The sequence below is a fragment of the Paenibacillus sp. MAH-35 genome (assembly GCF_058135425.1).
The window spans coordinates 1-18,130 of record NZ_JBYUPU010000021.1; the positions used below are offsets into that span (position 1 = coordinate 1).

Consider the following 18,130-nt stretch of genomic DNA (forward strand, 5'->3'; position numbering starts at 1 on the left):
TTACAGGCAGGTTGCCTACGTGTTACTCACCCGTCCGCCGCTAGCCCCGAAGGACTCGCTCGACTTGCATGTATTAGGCACGCCGCCAGCGTTCGTCCTGAGCCAGGATCAAACTCTCCAATAAGGTGCTAGTCCGAAGACCGGCTATTGTTAGAGCTGATTGCTCAATCTGTACTGACTTGTTTCAAAATCACGCGATTTGCATCGACATAATCTCGAAGTGTTTGCTTCTCACTCGTTTTGCAGTTTTCAAAGAGCAATTCATTTTGTTGCGACAGCGATATTTACTATACCACATCTCGTTATCACTTTGCAACCTCTTTTTTTGAAGATCCAAGAAGTTGGTTCTCCTTGTCGCGATCGGCTTATCAGCCTCGTGCGACAGGAATCTCATCTTAACATGTCCAGTTCCAAAACGCAACCTCAAGTTTTTCCAAGCCAAGGTGCAATACCAAAGGCACAGAACCGCTTATTCATTTTTGTTCCGGTAAGACAACGAAATGTAATATACCATATCCATTCGAAGGATGCAAATGTTTTTCAAAAAAAAGAAAGCTTCGGATCGAAGCCTTCTGAATCGTCTATGCTATTCGGCCCTAAACCGCACTCTGCTCTTATAGCCGGAATGTCCCTCCAAACCAACGCTTTAATGAAGCTAATATTTACTGCCATTCATCGAAGGCCGGACAGAGGCCCGCCCTGCGTCCGCCACGACCCCTACGTCCGCTTCGTGCGCCCTACGGCCAGCCGCGTTTTTTCCAGCATCGGAATGACTTTGTTCTGCTGACGGCTCGCGATCGTAATGAACAATATATCGACTACATTCAGCTGAGCGATCCTGGACGCCATCGCGCCGCTTCGGATGCTCTGCTCCACCGAGCTCGTAAACAGGCGAATATCGCCCAGATCGGCGACAGGCGAAGACCCGAATTTGGTCAGTGTAATAATCGTAGCCCCTTGCTTCTTCGCCTCCGTGAGCGACTGGATGATCTCGTCAGTCTGACCGGAATAGGAAATCCCGAAAGCGACGTCTTTGTTCGTCAGCGTAACGGCTGATGTCAGTTGGGCATGGAAATCCGAATACGCCTGACACCACCAATTAATCCGGCTAAGCTTCTGATAGACGTCCTGAGCAATGACCGCAGACGCACCCATGCCGTACACGTCAATCTTCCGGGCTTTGGACAACACCTCCGCCGCCTTGCCCACCTCTTCTGAGGAGAGAACGGCTGTCGTATCCTGGATCGACTGCTTATTGTTATTGCTGACCGCCTGAATGATCGCCTCGACCGAAGCGCCCATCTTGATTTCTTCATAAGTACCGGCAGGCAGGCTGGAGCTTAGATCACCGGCGATGCGCAGCTTCAGCTCCTGGAACCCCTTCATATTCATCGTTTTGGATAAGCGGATGATCGTCGCCTCCGAAACGCCGCTGAATTCCGCCAGTTTCTGCACGGATAGCTTGACTACTTCCTTCGGATGTTTCAATATATAGTCCGCCACTTTGCGCTCGGACGGTTTCAATTGATCCAATATCGCCTTTAAGGCTACAAGTCCGCCGTTCATCATGTCACTCACTCGTTTCCCAGCGTCTCCACAGGACTACTGAACAGGTTAAACGGGTAAAAAGCCCGCTAGAGCCGATTTTTCCGGATTCCGGAACTTTTCCCTACGTCTAGCTTAACCGATCCCGACTGCCGCTGTAAATAAAATTCCAGCCTCGCGAATGATGCTTTTCGCTCGCTTCTCCTTCAAATCCATATGTAGATACGGCAACCCATCCTAATTGGGCGCGTTAGTGAACCTTTTGCAGATTCGGAACCAATATAGCGTGAAGGAGGCCGGCCCCTGATGAACCAACAACCCACATACGAGCTGCTTAAAATGGTATGCGACGGAGACACCGAGTCGTTCGGACAGTTATACGCCTTAACCCGTCTCGATGTATACCGGACTGTCTATTTCCTGCTGAATGACAAACAAGACACTCCTGACGTAGTGAGCGAAGTGTATATGGAATTGCTTCGCTGCCTAAAGGACTATAAGGAAGACAAACCGTTCCGGTCGTGGCTGAACGGCTTAACCGTCCGGCAGGCGCGCAATTGGAACCGGAGGCTGTGGCGCAAGTTCCGGCTGTCTGAGCGCAACAAAACTCTGGAGATCCGTCTGCCGGAGGTAGACGCCGCCCACGAAGTGCTGCGCAGCGAAAGCCGCAACGAACTATGGACTCGCATCGAGCAGCTGCCTTTCAAGTTGAAAGCCGTTATCGTCCTGCGGTACTACCAGGATTGTCCGCTCGAGGAGATTGCCGATATTTTGGGTATCCCAACAGGCACCGTCAAGAGCAGGCATCATCTGGCGTTAAAAAAACTGAGGCTCGCACTGCGCGAGCTGCCTGAATTCGCGAAGGAGGAATCCGTACATGCAAACGGATAAGGAGTTAAAAGCAGCTTTCCGCAAACGGGCGCAAACCATTCTGCCCCCTGCCGGTCTGGATCGGCAAATTGCCGGTATCTATGAAAATTTCGTCCAAACCCAGTCGAGGCATCCTTCACGGCCAGGCACCTTGAGCCGTCTAAGAAGCGCCGCCGGACGCCGGACCGCGATCATCGCACTATGCTTCTGTCTGTTCTCCGGCATCGCTTATGCATCTAACGCGCTCTATAAAGTAAACACAAGCAACCTCAAATACGAAATGACGATCGACCCTAATATCGCGCTCCCCTCCTCGACAGCGGAGCAGATCCGCAACGTATTCGACGGGGTCCGCTCATCGCTCGGGGAAGACGAGAAGGCGCTCGTATTCGTCAGCTTGCTCGACCGGGAGAAGCTGCCGGCATTCGCAAGCGTCTCGAACCCCCGGATCTACACGGATTTGGCGCAATGGAAACAAGTGGTTGGATACCATGCCGACTGGAGCTTGCCGGGGCAGTTGCCGGACGGGTATTCGATAGCCGGAGGACGGACGCAGTTGCCGGTCGAGGGGGGCACGCTGGAGTGGATGAAGAGATATGAGCGCACCCTGAAGGAAGAGGCCAAGCGAAACGGACAGCCTGCGGCCTGGACCAAAATCGAGGCTTCCGACAATGCCGGCTCCACAGGCGTGTACGTTCCGAATATGCTGGTAACCAAGGAAGGCGGAGCGGAAATTACCGCTAGCTGGCAAGTCATCCCGGAAGGAACAAACGTCGAGATCCACGGCAAGTCGGGGAACGGGACGATGTCCGAGAAGGTGACCGTATCCGGTAAAGAGGCTGCGTATATGTACAGCTCAGACAACTTCCTCAGCCGGACGGGCTACGTCCAGCATTTGTCATGGGCCGATGAAGTAAACGGCAAGTCGATCCTGTACCAGTTGTCTTCCGAATCTGCCGACGTATCGAAGGAAGATCTGCTGTATATCGCCAATCATATGAAATAAGACGACAAAACTTCAGAAGAACCGTGCCGCGCATCAGAGCGCAGTGCGGTTCTTCTGTTTAAGGCGAGTTCTCCAGCTCTTGCAGCCGATGTTGAATCCGGCGTTTCCGGTACAGCATCCTCCCGGTTTCCGCCACATCGCCCACGGTGCCTTTGTTAAGCAACGCGCCGAACAGCATGCCTGCGACCGGCACGAGTTGGAACAGCTTCTTCCAACCGAAATTATCCCGGTAAGTCGCCACTACTTCGCGCCAGCCTTGGAGCTGCGAGGCTAGTTGACGATCGCCGGACGAGCCGTCATATTCCGCCAGTTCCTCCAGCACCGCCCGCTTGCCAACGATATCCGACGAGCTGAACTGCAAGCACTTGACGATAAATACCCGCTCCCGGGGATCGTCCGGATCGAAGCCGTAGCACAGAGCCATCTCCTGAAGAACCTTAAGGGATAACCCCAGCAACGCCGGAATGTCTACCGCGAGTGTAAACAAACCTCCGAATCCTGTCGTCGCACCTTGTACCGCAGCAAGCTTCTTGCGGCTGTCCGTCAGTCCGGCCGCCGCCGAATCCATGACCGCCAAAGGCAGCAGCCCCGCCTGCTGAACGTTCCCGGGTCCTTCGCCCTGCCAGCCGGCTTCGCGGGCTGTTCGTCCCAGTGTATCCAGCACGGACTTCTGCGACACGAGATAACGTCCGCCGGTCTGCAAGTAACTGCCGAGCTCATCGATCGCTTGTCCGATTTTGTTCCGAATCCCTTTCGGCGTCAGTTTGTCGAGCAGCATAAACGGCAGCCGCCCGAGTTTCTCCCAGAACCATAAATCTTTCTGGTCCTTCTCCCAGCGGACGATCGCGCCAAGCTCCTTCTCCAGCTGTTCCTTCGTCTCTCCCGGAAACCCGGGGCTATGGGAATCGCTCATGCTCATCACTCCCGTATCTCAATAGTATGTTATACGGAGCGAAAAGCATTCGGATGCAAGAGCGTTGAAACACCCGGTTTGTCCTTTTTATTGGAGACCGGCTCCGAGTATCGAGTATAATGGAGACATCAAGCTAATGAATCGGAAAAGGAGGGATTTGTTTGAACCGATACAAAGATCCGCTGTACACCCCGCTATGCCGGCTGCTCGGCATCGATCTGCCCATGATCCAGGCCGGGATGGCCGGAGGGCCGACGACGCCGGAGCTGGTTGCGGCCGTCTCCGAAGCCGGAGGGCTGGGCACGCTGGGCGCCGCCTACATGGAGCCGGAGGCGATTCGCGAAGCGGTGCGCTCGATCCGGCGCCTGACGGCGAAGCCGTTCAGCGTCAATCTGTTCGTCGCGCCGATGCGCGACGACTATTCGCGGCTCGCCGAGGTGCAGCCAGTGCTCGACCGGCTTGGCGCAGAGCTCGGCGTCGCCTCCGGAGCGGAGCCTGTGCCGACGCCCGACAGGCTGGAGCGGCAGTTCGCCGTGCTGATGGAGGAGCAGGTCCCGATCATCAGCACGGCGTTCGGGCCGCTCCCCGAGCCGCTCGGGCTTGCGGCGCGCGAAGCGGGCCGGCTGGTGACGACGATGGTGACGACGGTGGAGGAGGCGCTGGCCGCCGAAGCGGCAGGCTGCGACGTCCTCGTCGCCCAAGGCAGCGACGCAGGGGGCCACCGGGGCACGTTCGACAGCGAACGGCACCGGGACGGCTCCCTGGTAGGCACGTTCTCGCTCGTTCCGCAGGTGGCGGACCGGGCGAGAGTGCCTGTCGTCGCTGCCGGGGGCGTCATGGACGGCCGCGGACTGGCCGCCGCGCTGCTCCTCGGGGCGCAAGGCGTGCAGCTCGGGACGCGGTTTCTGACCGCGTCCGAATCCGGCGCCCATGCCGCCTACAAGGAGGCGCTGCTCGCGGGCACGGAGGACGACACCGTCGTCACCCGCTGGTTCTCCGGACGCCCCGCCAGGGGGCTCCGCAATCGCTTCATCGAAGAGGCGGAGCGCTCCGGCGTGAAGCCGATGCCGTTCCCGAGCCATAACACGGCAACGGGACCGATCCGGCAAGCGGCGGCGAAGCAGCACGACGCCCGCTACATGTCGCTGTGGGCCGGGCAGGCGCTCCGCCTGCTTACGCGGGATACGCCGGCTGCGGATATCGTCCGCGGCGTGGCCGAGCAGGCCCGCGGGCTGCTTGCGGCCGGACCGGTTTACCGGGAGTAGACGCGCTGCGAATACGGACCGGCAGCAGGATGCCCGCCAAGTTAAAAGCTGCGTCCCCGGTTTGGGCTGCGGCCGTGCTGCGCGCAAGAAACACGGGCAAACAGCTTTGGGCACGCTTTGCTGCCTGTATATAACCAAAAGGCTGGCCGGCGGCGAATGTATCTTCGCCGTCAGCCAGCCTTTTGGTTATCCCGCTACCCTTGCACCGCCCGCTCGAAGTAATCCCAGCCGAAGCCGACATGGTCCGGCTTGTGCGAATCGGAGCCGTATACGCACTCGACGCCTGCTTCCGTACACTTGCGGATAAACCATTCCGGCACGTATGCCTTGCCGCATGTAGGAACCCGCAGGCCGGCCGTGTTCACGTCCACGCCTACGCCCGACTTGACCAACAGCGGCAGCACGCGCTCCAGCCGCTCGCGGATTAACCCCTCTTCGACCGGCGGCAGCGCCTGACGGAACTTCTCGATCAGTTCCAGATGGCCGATCCGCTTCCGCCCGGGCAGCCGGACGGCCGTTTCGATCGCCAGCTCGACGTGATCGAAATATTCGTTTACTACTTTTTCCATCGTGCCGTAGTAGTTCAGCAAATGAGCCTGGAAATCATCCGGCTTGTAGTCGATGCAGCGCATCCCGCCCCGCCCCGGTAAATAATGAACGGAAAAGACGCAATCCTCCAGCACATCCGCCCAAGGTTCCGCGATCCGTTCGGTAAACGCGAAGTTTTCATGCAAATAGTCAAACTCCAGCCCGATTGCCACGTCCAAACGACCTTCATATTTGTTCTTATATTCGCGCACATAGTCGAAGTAGGCCGGCATCTCCTCAAACCCCATAGCCAGCTCGGCCATCAGCTTCGGATCGTCGATCAGCCCTTTCGGCAGCGGAGGATGTTCCGTCACCGAATACCGCTCGAACCCGAGTTCGACCGCCCGGTCCAAGTAACGTTCCAATTCGTCCGGATTGCCGTGCTTGCAAAATTTCGTATGCGAATGCCCATCCCATTTGATCATCGCCCGATGTTCCTCCTCTATTGGTCCCATCGCCGCCTCCTGATTGGTCAAGACGGCCGTCTTCTGATCCGACAGTTAAGACCATTGTAGCAGTTCCTCGGCTTGACCGGAATAGAGGCGTCGGCAGGAACGGGAAAGATGCTTTAGCGCTGCACTTATCCCTTCCTTCCGTACGTAGCCCTCAGCCATACCTCTGGCGGGACAGCCCGCACGCCAGCAGCACGTTCATCACACGCTCAGCCGCATTTAGCGCACCTCATACGTCTGCGGGTCGGCGTTTTTCATAAGCGGCGTCAACTCCCCGGTATAGAGCAGGTGAAGTTCATGCATCGCCCGCGTGCAGGCGGTGTAGAACAGTCTTCTATCGCTTTCGTGCCCGTACCGCTCCCGGGAAACGTCGTACAACAGCACCGCGTCGAACTCCACCCCCTTCGCCAGGTAGGAAGGAATGACGACAACGCCTTTCTCGAATGTGCCGGTCCCGGTGCTGATCAGGTGCAGAGACGGAATTTCTTCCTGCAGCGCTGCGAAAGCTTCGCGGCTCTCTCCAGCCGTCTTGCAAATAACCGCAATCGACCGGTGCCCTTCCTTCTGAAGCTGCCCGATCCGTACCGTAATTTGCCGATGAAGCGCACCGGTATCCTCCGCTTGGGTCAAGGTCGGCTTGCTGCCGCCCCGGTTAAACAGCTCGATCGCTTCTCCGCTTTCCACCAGACTTCGCGTAAATTCGACGATTTCCCGCGTAGACCGGTAGCTTCGCGTCAGCATGATCGTCTCCGTCTCCTCCGCCTCAAACAGCTGCTGCAGCGCGGCGAATCCGTTCTCGGAGGCTGCATGCGCATAGATCGCCTGGTTCAGGTCGCCAAGCACCGTCATCCTGGCCCGCGGGAACAGCCGCTTCAAGACGGCAAACTGAAACGGCGAATAGTCCTGAGCCTCGTCGATAAACACATGCCGTACCGAGTTATTGGTCTGGAACCCTTCCAGCCGCTCGACCAAGTACAGATAAGGGGTAGCGTCCTCGTAAGAAAGCTCCTTCCGGTCCAGCCGCTCGGCGGTATCCGAGCAAATATCGTCCCATCGCTCGGGAAGCGGCTCTTCCCCGGCCAGCAAGGACGCCAATTCCGGGTTTGAGAACAGCTGCCGGTACACAGCCGGGGCGTCTATAAAGGTGAGTTTTTTGGCCCTTTTTCGCAGCACCTTGAATTTCTCCTGAACGACCATCATTGACAGCTGCTCCCGTTCCCGGTCGAAATCGTCGAACGTATCCGCGGAAAAGGTTTTTTTCTTGTACAACTGCTCCAGCGCCTCTTGATACGTTTCCTTGTCCAGCAGCTCGATTTCGTCCAGCACCCACGCCTCGTTCATTTCCTTTTTGGCGAGCCGCCGCAGTTCCTTGAGCAGCCATTCCGATAGAGCCATCATCCGGTTCGGGATTGTCATCAAGCCGCTCAGCGTATAAAACTGTTCCTTCAGCTGTTCTCCAGAAACCAGAACCCGGTCGCGGAATACCACATTCCGGAATACCATTCCCCGTTCGCTTAAATAGCCGGCATACCGGTCCAATAAACGGAGAAATACGGCGGACGCCTTGTATTGAATTCCCGCCACTCTCGCCTCGTAGCCCGGTTCACTCATCGCCGATAACGTATATTCCATCTGCCCGTACGGATCTTCCACCGCAAATTCCCGACCGAGCCGGTGATCGAGATACTGCTGGAACGTCGTCTGCTGCATGTTTTCTTCCCCAAGCTCGGGAAGCACGGTGGATACATAGCTGTTAAACATCGGGTTCGGGGAAAATAAGACGATTTGCTCGGCTTTAAGCGTCTCGCGGTACCGGTACAGCAAATAAGCGACGCGCTGCAGCGCAGCCGACGTTTTGCCGCTGCCCGCGGCCCCCTGGACGACAAGCAGCCTCGCTTTTTCGTTGCGGATAATCCGGTTCTGCTCGCGCTGGATCGTCGCCACGATGCTTCGCATCTGCGCATCGGACTGTTTGCCGAGCACTTCCTGCAGCAGCTCGTCTCCGATCGTCACGCCGGTATCGAACAGGCTGCGGATGCGTCCGTCCCGGATGATGAACTGGCGTTTCAGCTCCATCGTGCCGGATATCTCTCCCCCGGGCGTCGTGTACCGGGCCGGCCCGGGGCCGTAATCGTAGTACAGGCTGGACACGGGAGCCCGCCAGTCGTATACGAGAAAGTCGAAACCGCTGTTGTCCATCAGGGAACTGGTGCCGATGTAGATGCGGGAGTGATCCCGCTCCCCGTCTTCCAGGAAGTCGATCCGTCCGAAATACGGCGTCTGCTTCAAGCGCAGCAGAGACTTGAGCTGACGCAACGCATGGCGGTGGTTACGCTCCCGCTCCGACATGACCTCCGCCTGCTGCTTCATGCTGGCATAGGTCTCGATCAGTTCGTCGGCATCCTCCAAGTTAACGGTCACGTCGTCCCAGAACGTATTACGGATGCTTACGATCTCCGACCTCAGAGTCCCGACCTGGCTCTCTACAACCTCAAGCCGCTCCTCGACTATAGAGATTACCTCATCTACCCTACGCTGCTCTTCCGGCCATCTTTGTTCCACGCTCATGCCACCGCTCCTTTTGGGTCCGTTTGGTTTCGATGATCCGATCGACTTTGGCGTATTCCCTCCTCGTTCTGCAGCCGATCGGAAGTTGGATGAATACGAGTTGACAAACGTCTCGCCCTTGTGATATTATTATTTCAGGAAAAGTTTAATATTAAGATCACTTTTTTCGGGCGATGAAAATCACTCTTTATTTTAGCATGGATTCTTATAGGATTCAACCGGTAACGCGAAGTATGGCTTTTGAAGCCTGCTTGGTGTTTTTTTTGTTTTCTAACTTAAGTTGAACCCCTGATAAGGCGATTTCGATTCCTCATTCCTCCGGAGCTAAAGCTTCAAATTTTTGGGTTTGGGGTTTGAGTTGGTTCGGACTGATGAGATTGGCGGATGCTCCGAAATATTTCTGATGGAGGCTATTGTCAGATCTTTCCGAGGCTAGCCTTCTGGTGGCCCCGGTTGGTCAAAAGCGCTTGCGCTTGAGGCCGGGTAATCATGCAGTCGTAGGTAATACATTTCAAACACCGGAACCCCTTGGGGCACAAGGGTTTCGGCGTTCTCATCTGCAGTAAGTAGGAAACTCCACTCCCGTCAACCGCCTCGATTCTGAACGAAATGGGCCTGCCTTTCGCGGAATAAGGGTTGCTGGCAGTTTGCTGGCGGCTCTTTTTGCACGATTCCCAGCCGTTTCACGCTCGACCGGCCCAAATAAGGGCTAGCAATCATCTATTTCGACGAAACGGGCTACTTTTGGCGGAATAAGAGTTCCCGGCAGCTCTTATGTGCGCTCTTCGCCGCCATTTCGGGCCCGGTGCGACGCTGGTGCTCACCCCAGCCAGGCAAAGGTACGCTCCGCCGTTTCCCCGATTCCCGGCTTGAAGGCGGGCACCAGCCTGTCCAACTGAACCGGTTCCGCCGCTCCTTCGGCGCCGGCGGCATCTGCCGAGATCCGAACGCTCGCGCCTTTCGGAACGAACGGAAACAGCTCGAGCACATCCCCGTTGTCCATGCGGATGCAGCCAAGCGACCGGTCCGCACCGATGGAGGCCGTATCGTCGGTACCGTGGATCGCGATCTCCCCCAGTCCGAGGGCGCCGTCCCCGTAGGCCCGGGGGGCCGCTCCTTTCGGATCGAGCACCCGGTCCGATACGACGAACTCGCCTTCCGGCGTCCGTCCGTTTTTGCCCAGTCCTACTGCCTTCGACGCCAGGACGACCGGACCGCTAACCAGCTCAAGCATACGGTCTTGCTTGGAAATACGCACCGCTACCGGCTCGAAGTCGACATCTACCGCCGGCACATTGGGATAAAACATCCGTTCCGCCGTAGAAGCCGCCGCGTCGTACACCCACCCGCCCTTGCCGTCAAACGACTGCGCCACCCCGTTGGAGCCGGTATAAGCTTCATTCGGCACAAAGCTGATATAGTTGGCGGGATAGTTCCCGAGCAAATCCGACAGCCGTTCCGGCGCTGTTCCCTTCTCGGCGATATAAGCGCCAAGCGCGGTACGCACCACGTTCGCCGCAGCATAGGTGAGCGAAAAGGCCCCCGCAGTGGGAGCCTTCTCGCTGTCCGTCCGAAAAAAGCGGATGCGCACCGCGGTGTCCGTGGACGGATTGTATTCGGCTGAAACAAATGACAGCTTCTTTTTCTCCTCTTCCGCTTCGGCGGAAAGCGGAACGAGCTTGCCGTACGAAGCCGGGTCCGCCGTGGAGATTCCGAGCAGCGTCACCGTTTGCCGGCCGTCGCCGCCCGTCTCGACAGCCTTTTTGCGCAGCATCTCTTCGATTACCGGATTGCTGGCGTCATAAGGGAGATAGAGGAGGTACGAGCGGCCGGTCGTCTCGTACACGACTTGCTTGCCTACGGAGCCGTTTCCGAGTTTGGCTACGAGCGTTTGGACCGGCTCGGCGGCGGCCATGCCGAGCAGAACGGCGGCAGCCAGCAGCATAGCGAGCGTCCAGAGCATCATCCGGTTGCGGAGGACATCCTGTCCGCTTCCGCCGCCTGACGTTGTGCCCGCTTCCCCCGCCGCTGCTGCGGCACCCGGTCTCCCCCCTCGTCCTCCCGCGCCGGCGGCCCCTCTGATCCCGGGCTTCCCCGGCTCCAATCGCCGAATTCCGGCTTGCGCTTTCGAGTATTGGGGAGACGGATAGATTCGCGCCGCTTGGCGGTAATGATCGAGCGCCTTCTCCTGTTCGCCGAGCTCCTCGAACTTCTGGCCCAGCTTCAGATGGACCGCCGGCGAGGCGCTGTCGCCGTATCGGAGCATTTTCTCATAGGCGCTCGGATCACTGGAGCTGACGTACAGATTTTTGTCCACTTTCACGAGATGACGGTGCAAATGATGGGGATACCGGCCCGGCTTGTCCGAATTCATTACGAAATTCTCCCTTCGCATGGACCTTTTTTGATCCATTTTGTATCAATAACCTCGAACCTCTCCCCTGCTGTATGTATTCTACAGCTTTTTCTTTAAGCATTCATTTGACTTATCGCCACTGTTGGAGAACCTAATCAACAAAATGATACTATTTGTATCATTTATACTACAGGATTATGCCCGTTTTTTCAAGCTTGGCTTTACGCGGGAAGGACGCTGCCCGCCGCTATTGCAGTCCGCACCGGAATCAAGTATAGTGGATTTAATTAGACCGATTAGTCGGATTAGAAAAGGGGTGTCCGTATGAATCGCCGTCGCGGAGAAGCGGAGCAGACGAAAAAGCAGATCGCCGGGCAGGCCAAAGATTTATTTTGCCTGAAAGGGTACGCCGCAACTTCGATGGACGATATATGCAGGGCGGCCGAGGCGAGTAAAGGAAGTTTGTATTACCATTTCAAAAATAAAGAAGCGTTGTTCGTTTATATCCTGGAAACTCAAATGCACGAATGGATCGAACGCTGGGAGGTCCTCTCTCTTGAGTGCGGCAGCGCCACCGAGAAGCTGTATAAGCTGGCCGAACATTATGCTTCCGACTTCCAAAGCCCGCTTACGAAAGTAAGCGAGGAATTTGCCGGCAGCCAGACGAGCGCGCCCGAGATGCTGGAGAAGCTGCTGGAGCTTACCCGGATGCACTATCCGATCTTCGAAGGGGTGCTGCAGGAAGGAATGGACAGCGGAGAGTTTCGAAAAGGCGACGTTCAGGAGATGACGCTTATTGTAGCCGGTCTGCTGGGCGGTCTGGGTATTTCCTATTACGAGGTGGAGATGGAGAAGCTGTTCGAATTGTACCGGAAAGCGGTGCAGCTGCTGCTGGAAGGGCTTCAGACCCGTTAATTTTTTTTACTCATTAATTAAACCGGCCGGTCGGTTTAATAGAAAAAGGATCAGGAGGAGCGCTTATGAAAAGTTTATTTCGCAATCGCGTCATCTGGCTGCTGATCGGCAACGACATGCTGGACAATATGGCGATCTGGGTCCGCAATATGGCGATTTTGTTTTATGTGATGGAGCAGACAAACGGTGATCCGATTGCCGTCTCGCTGATTACGGTAGCGGAATACGTCCCGATCTTCCTCTTCTCGATGATCGGAGGCACGCTGGCCGACCGCTGGGAACCGCGGAGAACGATGCTGCTGGGCGGCGTGCTGAGCGCGGCCTCCGTTGCCGTAATCGGGTTTGCGATTATGCTCGGGGCGTGGGAAGCCGTCTTCTTCGCTACCGTCGTATCGGCCGTAGTCAGTCAATTCTCGCAGCCCTCCTCCTTCGTCATCATCAAGCGGCATCTGAAAGATGATGAAGTCGCCGCCGCAACCGGCCTCGCCCAAAGCATCGCCGCCCTGTTCCTGATCGGGGGACCGGTTCTCGGTACGTTCGTTTACTCCAGACTCGGGATGGCAACGTCGCTGTTCGTGATAACCGCCTTGTTCTCGCTATCCACACTGCTCGTCGCCTTCCTGCCGAAGGTGCAGCGTCAGCGGGATACGCCGCACCGCGGCTTATGGAGCGAGATGGGTGAAGGCATCCGCTTCGTCTTCCGCGATGCGCGCCTGAAGACGCTGCTGCTCCTGTTCGCCTTGCTGGGCATCGGAATCGGCATTACGCAGCCGCTGGATATTTTTATCGTGACGGAACGATTGCAGCTGGAGAAGGAGCATACGCAATGGTTTCTGCTTGCCTCCGGCGTCGGGATGCTGGGAGGCGGCGTGCTGGCGGCAACCGTCGTATCAAAGACAAAGGAGCGAACGAACTGGGTGATTGCCGGAGGTCTCGCCTTTCTCGCCGTATCGCTGGTCGTAGAAGCCTGGTCCGTCTGGGTGCCGGTGACGCTGCTGTTCCGGTTTCTCGTCGGCATTGCCATGGCATTCATGCAAGCGGCGCTGTCCGCGATGATGATCCGGATGGTCGACGAAAATTATATCGGCCGGATTAACGGGACGATCATGCCGATTATGACCGGCACACTGCTGATCGGCACCGGAATGGCCGGACCGCTTATGAAATCGACCTCGCTGCTGACCGCCTACTTCCTGGCCGCATGTATCGTCATGGCCGCCGCCCTGATCGGTTCGCGGCTTCGTTCCGCCGGCTCGCCCGCAACGCCCGAGGAGGGTCCGCGCCTGCCTACGCCGTCCGCCTCCGGGGACACGCTCGCCTAATCTGCGCCGATGGTTCAACTTCCGGCATCCAAGTGATATATTGATTTTATACCGATTACTTCAAGATGAACTTGGGAGGGTAACGAATGGCAGAGCGTTTGATACGAAAAATAGGCGACCCGGTCCTGAGGGAGAAATGCCAGCCGGTTCGCGAAGTAACGCCGAACATCGCAAGGCTGCTGGACGACTTGGCCGCAACGATCTATGGCGGCGACAACCGGGCCGGACTGGCCGCGCCGCAGGTCGGGATCGCGAAGCGGGTAGCGGTGCTCGATTATGACGGCTCCGGTCTGATCGAGCTGATCAACCCGGTCATCGTGGAACGCAGCGGCAAACAAAGCGGCCACGAGTCGTGCTTATCGATACCGGGCGCTTATGGGCTCGTAAAACGGTCCCAATATGTGAAGGTAATGACGTGGGACCGCGAAGGCAAAGAAACATTCGTCGAGGGCCGGGGCGATCTCGCCATCTGCCTGCAGCATGAGATCGACCATCTCGACGGCGTGCTGTATATCGACCATGTGAAGCCGGGAGAGCTGTTCAGCGAACACGATGGAAAGTCGATGGACGTCTTCCAGATGATCCGTCTGTCCCGCTCCGGAAGCGGCCGTTAAACGGAATGCTTCGCCAGCTGATCCAACTTCCAGCTCTAAAGCCCCATCCGCTGCCTGTAATGTCAAAGCCGGCGTTAGCTGCCCCGAAGGCCGCCGCGCCGGCTTTTCTTAACGAGGAGCAGTTCGATCCGCCTAGCGTCCTAAGCGACACTACCTTTTTACTGTACAGCAAACGGAGCCAGCCGGGTCAGCTCATACCGAGTCCCGATCGCGATAACGGGCTCCGCCTCCGGCTTCAGCCATTCCAGCACGCGGACTACTTGTTCCTCCGCCACCGTTACGCAGCCTGCCGAACCGATTCCCGGACCACTCCATATATGAAAAAAAATCGCGCTGCCCCGCCCTTTGACCACCGGTTCCTCGTTGTACCGGATCACGGCGGCTTTCCGATACAGCGGGATGTCAAGCCGCTCGTACGACCTCCACCGTCCCGCCGGATCTCCCGTATACCGGACCCACAAGTTGTACTCGGGCGATTCCGCATCATCGACCCAATAATCGTACCCGTCCGCGATCCGGTACGGCCACGAACCTGTCGGCGCGGGAGATTGACCGAAGCCGGTCCCCATCCGGAATCGGCCCGCCGGCGTCTTCCCGTCCCCTTCCCGCTTCAGCACGGATAAACCGGCGCGTCCGATCGCCGTAGGAAACGCTTCCAATCGTCTCCAGCCATCCTGCTCCGCTTCCCATAAAGTGAGAACCGCGCGTACGGAAGAGTAGTCTGCCGCCTCGAGGACCAGCATCTGCCGGGTACGGTCGATTGTGCAAGCTTCCAATTCCCATCTCTCCTTCTCCGCGTTTGCCGAATTGCATAATCCATCCATTATACGCATTTTTGTACCAAGGAAGAAGTCCTATCGCTCAAAAGACGTTCAAAGTACCAAAAAAGGTCATCGAGTTACATAGGATTCAAGCTCTACATTCTTTACAATAGACCTATCTATGCCTATCGCATATAGATATAATAGATTTTGTGGAGGGACAACATGGCAGACACATTTATCAACAAAGGAGTCGAACCGATGGACCGTCATCTTCATGCGGATATTGTTATTATCGGGGGAGGAACCGGCGGTACCGCCGCCGCGCTGGCCGCCGCCAAGATGGGCCGCACCGTCATTATGACCGAGGAAACCGATTGGATCGGCGGTCAGTTAACGAGCCAGGCCGTTCCTCCGGACGAGCATCCGTGGATCGAGCAGTTTGGCTGCACCCGCAGTTATCGCCAGTTCCGCAATGGCGTACGCGCCTACTATCGCGATCATTTCCCGATGACGCCGGCCGCCAGGGCCAATGAGCGGCTGAACCCGGGAAGCGGCGGAGTAAGCCGGCTCTGCCATGAGCCTCGCACCGCGCTGGCCGTGCTGAACCAGATGCTGGCCCCGTACGTGCACAGCGGCCTGCTGACGATACTGAACCGTCATGCCGTCGAATCGACGGAAACCGAGGGCGACCGGATCGTGTCCGCCGTTGTTCAAAACCGCGACAACGGATCACGCGTAACGTTGACGGCTCCTTACTTCCTGGACGCTACCGAGTGCGGCGACGTGCTTCCGCTTGCGGGAGTCGAGTACGTAACGGGCGCCGAATCCAAAGCGCAGACAGGCGAGCCTAACGCGCTGGACGGCGAAGCCGATCCGCTCGACATGCAAGGAATCACGTATTGCTTCGCAATGGAGTATCTGGAAGGCGAAGACCATACTATCGAACGTCCGGAGCAATACGACTTCTGGCGCAACTATAAAGCCGACTTCTGGCCGGACAAAATGCTCAGCTGGTTCGGGGTTCGCCCGCATACGCTGGAGACCGTCCAGTATGAAATGTTCCCGGGAACGGACCGTTATTCGCTGTTCCATTACCGGCAAATCGTCGACAAATCGCACTTCGAGCCGGGCACGTTCCGAGGCGATGTAACGCTCGTCAACTGGCCGCAAAATGACTACTGGCTCGGGCCTATATTCGGGGTAAGCGACGAAGAGCGCGAGAAGCATCTGGAAGGCGCCAGACAGCTCAGCTTGTCGCTGCTGTATTGGCTCCAGACGGAAGCGCCTCGTCCGGACGGCGGCACAGGCTATCCGGGACTGAAGCTGCGCAAAGATATTGTCGGCACCGAGGACGGCCTCGCTATGTATCCGTACATCCGCGAATCGCGCCGCATTCAGGCGGAATTCACCGTACTGGAGCAGCACGTGGCTACCGCATGCCGTCCGGACGGCAAAGCGGAAACGTTCGAGGATTCCGTCGGGATCGGCTGCTACCGGATCGACCTGCATCCGAGCACAAGCAACCGCCATTATATCGATATTTCGTCGCTGCCGTTCCAAATTCCACTCGGAGCGCTGATCCCGGTACGTGTGGACAACCTGCTTCCTGCATGTAAAAATCTAGGCGTCACCCACATTACGAACGGCTGCTACAGACTGCATCCGGTCGAGTGGAACATCGGGGAAGCTGCCGGTTACTTGGCCGCCTACTGCATCGAGCACGGCCTCACGCCGCGCGCCGTCCGCAATACGAAGTCCGAGCTGGAGAAGTTCCAGCAGCTGCTCGTCCGTGAAGGCATCGAGCTTTCCTGGCCGGTTACCCGCCCTGTGTAAAGGCTTGACCGGCTTCCATCCCATATCAATCAAGTAGACGAGGTGTAATCGATGAGCAAAACGATCAAAATCGGCGTCGTCGGCGCCGGGTCCATTTCCGAAAGCCATCTGCGCTCCTATAAAGAAAACAGCCAGGCCGAGCTGTACGCGATCTGCGATCTGAACGAGGAGCGGGCACGCGCGAAAGCGGAAAAGTACGGGATTCCGCACATCTATACCGACTACAACGAAATGCTGAAGGATGCGGCTATCGATGCCGTTAGCGTCTGCACCTGGAACAATACGCACGCTCCGATCAGCATTGCGGCGCTGAACGCCGGCAAAAACGTGCTTTGCGAGAAGCCTTTGTGCAAAACGGTTGAGGAAGCGCTGGCCGTCGAAGAAGCGGTCCGCAAAAGCGGGAAAACTTTGCAGGTCGGCTTCGTCCGCCGTTATGCGTCGAACACCCGCATCGTCAAGCAGTTTATCGACAACGGTGACTTCGGCGAAATCTACTACGCGAAGGCTTCCTGCATTCGCCGTGTAGGCAATCCGGGCGGCTGGTTCTCCGATATCGAGCGCTCGGGCGGCGGTCCGCTGATCGACGTAGGCGTACACGTCATCGATCTGTGCTGGTACTTGATGGGACGCCCGAAAGTAAAAAGCGTCAGCGGCAATACGTACCGCAAGCTCGGCAATCGTTCCAACGTCAAAAACTTCGCCTTCTACCGGGCGGCCGACTACGACGCCAACCATAACGACGTAGAGGATATGGCCAATGCGGTCATTCGTTTCGAGAACGGAGCCTCCCTGGTCGTCGATGCGAGCTTCACCCTGCATGCCAAGAAGGAAGAGCTTACGGTCAAGCTGTTCGGCGAAAAAGGCGGCATCGAGGTAGAACCCGAGCTGTCGATCATTACCGAGAAGTATGACACGATCTTGAATGTGACTCCGCAAATCAACAACCTGTCGTTCGACTTCGTCAAAGGGTTCCAGGACGAGATCGACCATTTCGTAGGCGTCTGCCTCGGCGAGCGCGAGACGCTGAGCCCGGTCGAAGACGGCGTAGAGATGATGAAAATTCTTTGCGGCATTTACGAATCCGCGGAGAAGGGCGAAGAAATTCGCTTCTAGTCGGGG

General features: G+C 57.2%; 15 protein-coding genes and 1 rRNA gene. 8 read left to right on the forward strand and 8 right to left on the reverse strand.

All coding sequences use genetic code 11. The features are described 5' to 3' along the window. A 16S ribosomal RNA gene (locus AC3Y2E_RS20700) occupies positions 1 to 124 on the reverse strand; the annotation flags it as partial. Between the two features lie 593 nt (positions 125 to 717). Next, positions 718 to 1,569, reverse strand: coding sequence for a MurR/RpiR family transcriptional regulator (locus tag AC3Y2E_RS20705; RefSeq protein WP_190932053.1), 852 nt, complete (start codon positions 1,567 to 1,569; stop codon positions 718 to 720). Positions 1,570 to 1,851: 282 nt separating this feature from the next. Here AC3Y2E_RS20705 and AC3Y2E_RS20710 point away from each other — a divergent pair, with 282 nt between their 5' ends. Both AC3Y2E_RS20710 and AC3Y2E_RS20715 read left to right on the forward strand, forming a co-directional pair. Further along, positions 1,852 to 2,436, forward strand: a complete 585-nt coding sequence (locus AC3Y2E_RS20710; RefSeq protein ID WP_379213700.1) for a sigma-70 family RNA polymerase sigma factor — start codon at positions 1,852 to 1,854, stop codon at positions 2,434 to 2,436. Continuing rightward, positions 2,423 to 3,421: a hypothetical protein gene (locus tag AC3Y2E_RS20715; protein WP_379213702.1), complete on the forward strand. Its 999-nt coding sequence runs from the start codon at positions 2,423 to 2,425 to the stop codon at positions 3,419 to 3,421. Before AC3Y2E_RS20710 ends, AC3Y2E_RS20715 begins: the two co-directional genes overlap by 14 nt. 58 nt (positions 3,422 to 3,479) lie before the next feature. On the opposite strand, the gene AC3Y2E_RS20720 is transcribed toward AC3Y2E_RS20715, so the two are convergent. Both AC3Y2E_RS20720 and AC3Y2E_RS20725 read right to left on the reverse strand, forming a co-directional pair. Next, entirely contained in the window at positions 3,480 to 4,340 is an 861-nt protein-coding gene (locus tag AC3Y2E_RS20720; RefSeq protein ID WP_379213860.1) for an EcsC family protein, read from the reverse strand. A 127-nt stretch (positions 4,341 to 4,467) separates the two neighbouring features. Then, on the reverse strand, positions 4,468 to 4,638 hold the full coding sequence (locus AC3Y2E_RS20725; protein ID WP_379213879.1) for a hypothetical protein: 171 nt from the start codon (positions 4,636 to 4,638) through the stop codon (positions 4,468 to 4,470). On the opposite strand from AC3Y2E_RS20725, the gene AC3Y2E_RS20730 reads away from it, so the two are divergent. Beyond that, positions 4,574 to 5,599, forward strand: a complete 1,026-nt coding sequence (locus tag AC3Y2E_RS20730; RefSeq protein WP_379213862.1) for an NAD(P)H-dependent flavin oxidoreductase — start codon at positions 4,574 to 4,576, stop codon at positions 5,597 to 5,599. The two genes, AC3Y2E_RS20725 and AC3Y2E_RS20730, sit on opposite strands and share 65 nt — an antisense overlap. 194 nt (positions 5,600 to 5,793) lie before the next feature. Here AC3Y2E_RS20730 and hisJ read toward each other — a convergent pair whose 3' ends face one another. The 3 genes from hisJ to AC3Y2E_RS20745 form a co-directional block, all read right to left on the reverse strand. Continuing rightward, positions 5,794 to 6,612 carry a histidinol-phosphatase HisJ gene (gene hisJ, locus AC3Y2E_RS20735; protein ID WP_379213704.1) on the reverse strand — a complete coding sequence of 273 codons (819 nt, stop codon included), beginning with the start codon at positions 6,610 to 6,612 and terminating at the stop codon, positions 5,794 to 5,796. A gap of 246 nt (positions 6,613 to 6,858) precedes the next feature. Further along, the gene (gene helD, locus AC3Y2E_RS20740; RefSeq protein ID WP_379213706.1) at positions 6,859 to 9,207 is read right to left on the reverse strand and encodes an RNA polymerase recycling motor HelD; all 2,349 of its coding nucleotides are present in this window, start codon (positions 9,205 to 9,207) and stop codon (positions 6,859 to 6,861) included. Between the two features lie 820 nt (positions 9,208 to 10,027). Continuing rightward, complete coding sequence (locus AC3Y2E_RS20745) at positions 10,028 to 11,581, reverse strand: L,D-transpeptidase family protein (RefSeq protein ID WP_379213708.1); 1,554 nt, start codon at positions 11,579 to 11,581, stop codon at positions 10,028 to 10,030. A gap of 306 nt (positions 11,582 to 11,887) precedes the next feature. Between AC3Y2E_RS20745 and AC3Y2E_RS20750 the strand changes: the two genes are divergently transcribed. The 3 genes from AC3Y2E_RS20750 to def all read left to right on the forward strand — a co-directional run bounded on the left by AC3Y2E_RS20750 (position 11,888) and on the right by def (position 14,414). Continuing rightward, the gene (locus AC3Y2E_RS20750) at positions 11,888 to 12,478 is read left to right on the forward strand and encodes a TetR family transcriptional regulator C-terminal domain-containing protein (protein WP_379213711.1); all 591 of its coding nucleotides are present in this window, start codon (positions 11,888 to 11,890) and stop codon (positions 12,476 to 12,478) included. A gap of 65 nt (positions 12,479 to 12,543) precedes the next feature. After that, the gene (locus AC3Y2E_RS20755) at positions 12,544 to 13,800 is read left to right on the forward strand and encodes an MFS transporter (protein WP_379213713.1); all 1,257 of its coding nucleotides are present in this window, start codon (positions 12,544 to 12,546) and stop codon (positions 13,798 to 13,800) included. 86 nt (positions 13,801 to 13,886) lie between these two features. Continuing rightward, a complete protein-coding gene (gene def, locus AC3Y2E_RS20760) occupies positions 13,887 to 14,414 on the forward strand; it encodes a peptide deformylase (RefSeq protein WP_379213715.1) in 528 nt (175 codons plus the stop codon). A gap of 158 nt (positions 14,415 to 14,572) precedes the next feature. On the opposite strand, the gene AC3Y2E_RS20765 is transcribed toward def, so the two are convergent. Then, positions 14,573 to 15,190 carry a L,D-transpeptidase family protein gene (locus tag AC3Y2E_RS20765; protein ID WP_379213717.1) on the reverse strand — a complete coding sequence of 206 codons (618 nt, stop codon included), beginning with the start codon at positions 15,188 to 15,190 and terminating at the stop codon, positions 14,573 to 14,575. Between the two features lie 246 nt (positions 15,191 to 15,436). Between AC3Y2E_RS20765 and AC3Y2E_RS20770 the strand changes: the two genes are divergently transcribed. Both AC3Y2E_RS20770 and AC3Y2E_RS20775 read left to right on the forward strand, forming a co-directional pair. Further along, the gene (locus AC3Y2E_RS20770) at positions 15,437 to 17,011 is read left to right on the forward strand and encodes an FAD-dependent oxidoreductase (RefSeq protein ID WP_379213864.1); all 1,575 of its coding nucleotides are present in this window, start codon (positions 15,437 to 15,439) and stop codon (positions 17,009 to 17,011) included. A 51-nt stretch (positions 17,012 to 17,062) separates the two neighbouring features. Beyond that, entirely contained in the window at positions 17,063 to 18,124 is a 1,062-nt protein-coding gene (locus tag AC3Y2E_RS20775; RefSeq protein WP_379213719.1) for a Gfo/Idh/MocA family protein, read from the forward strand. Positions 18,125 to 18,130 lie beyond the last annotated feature (6 nt).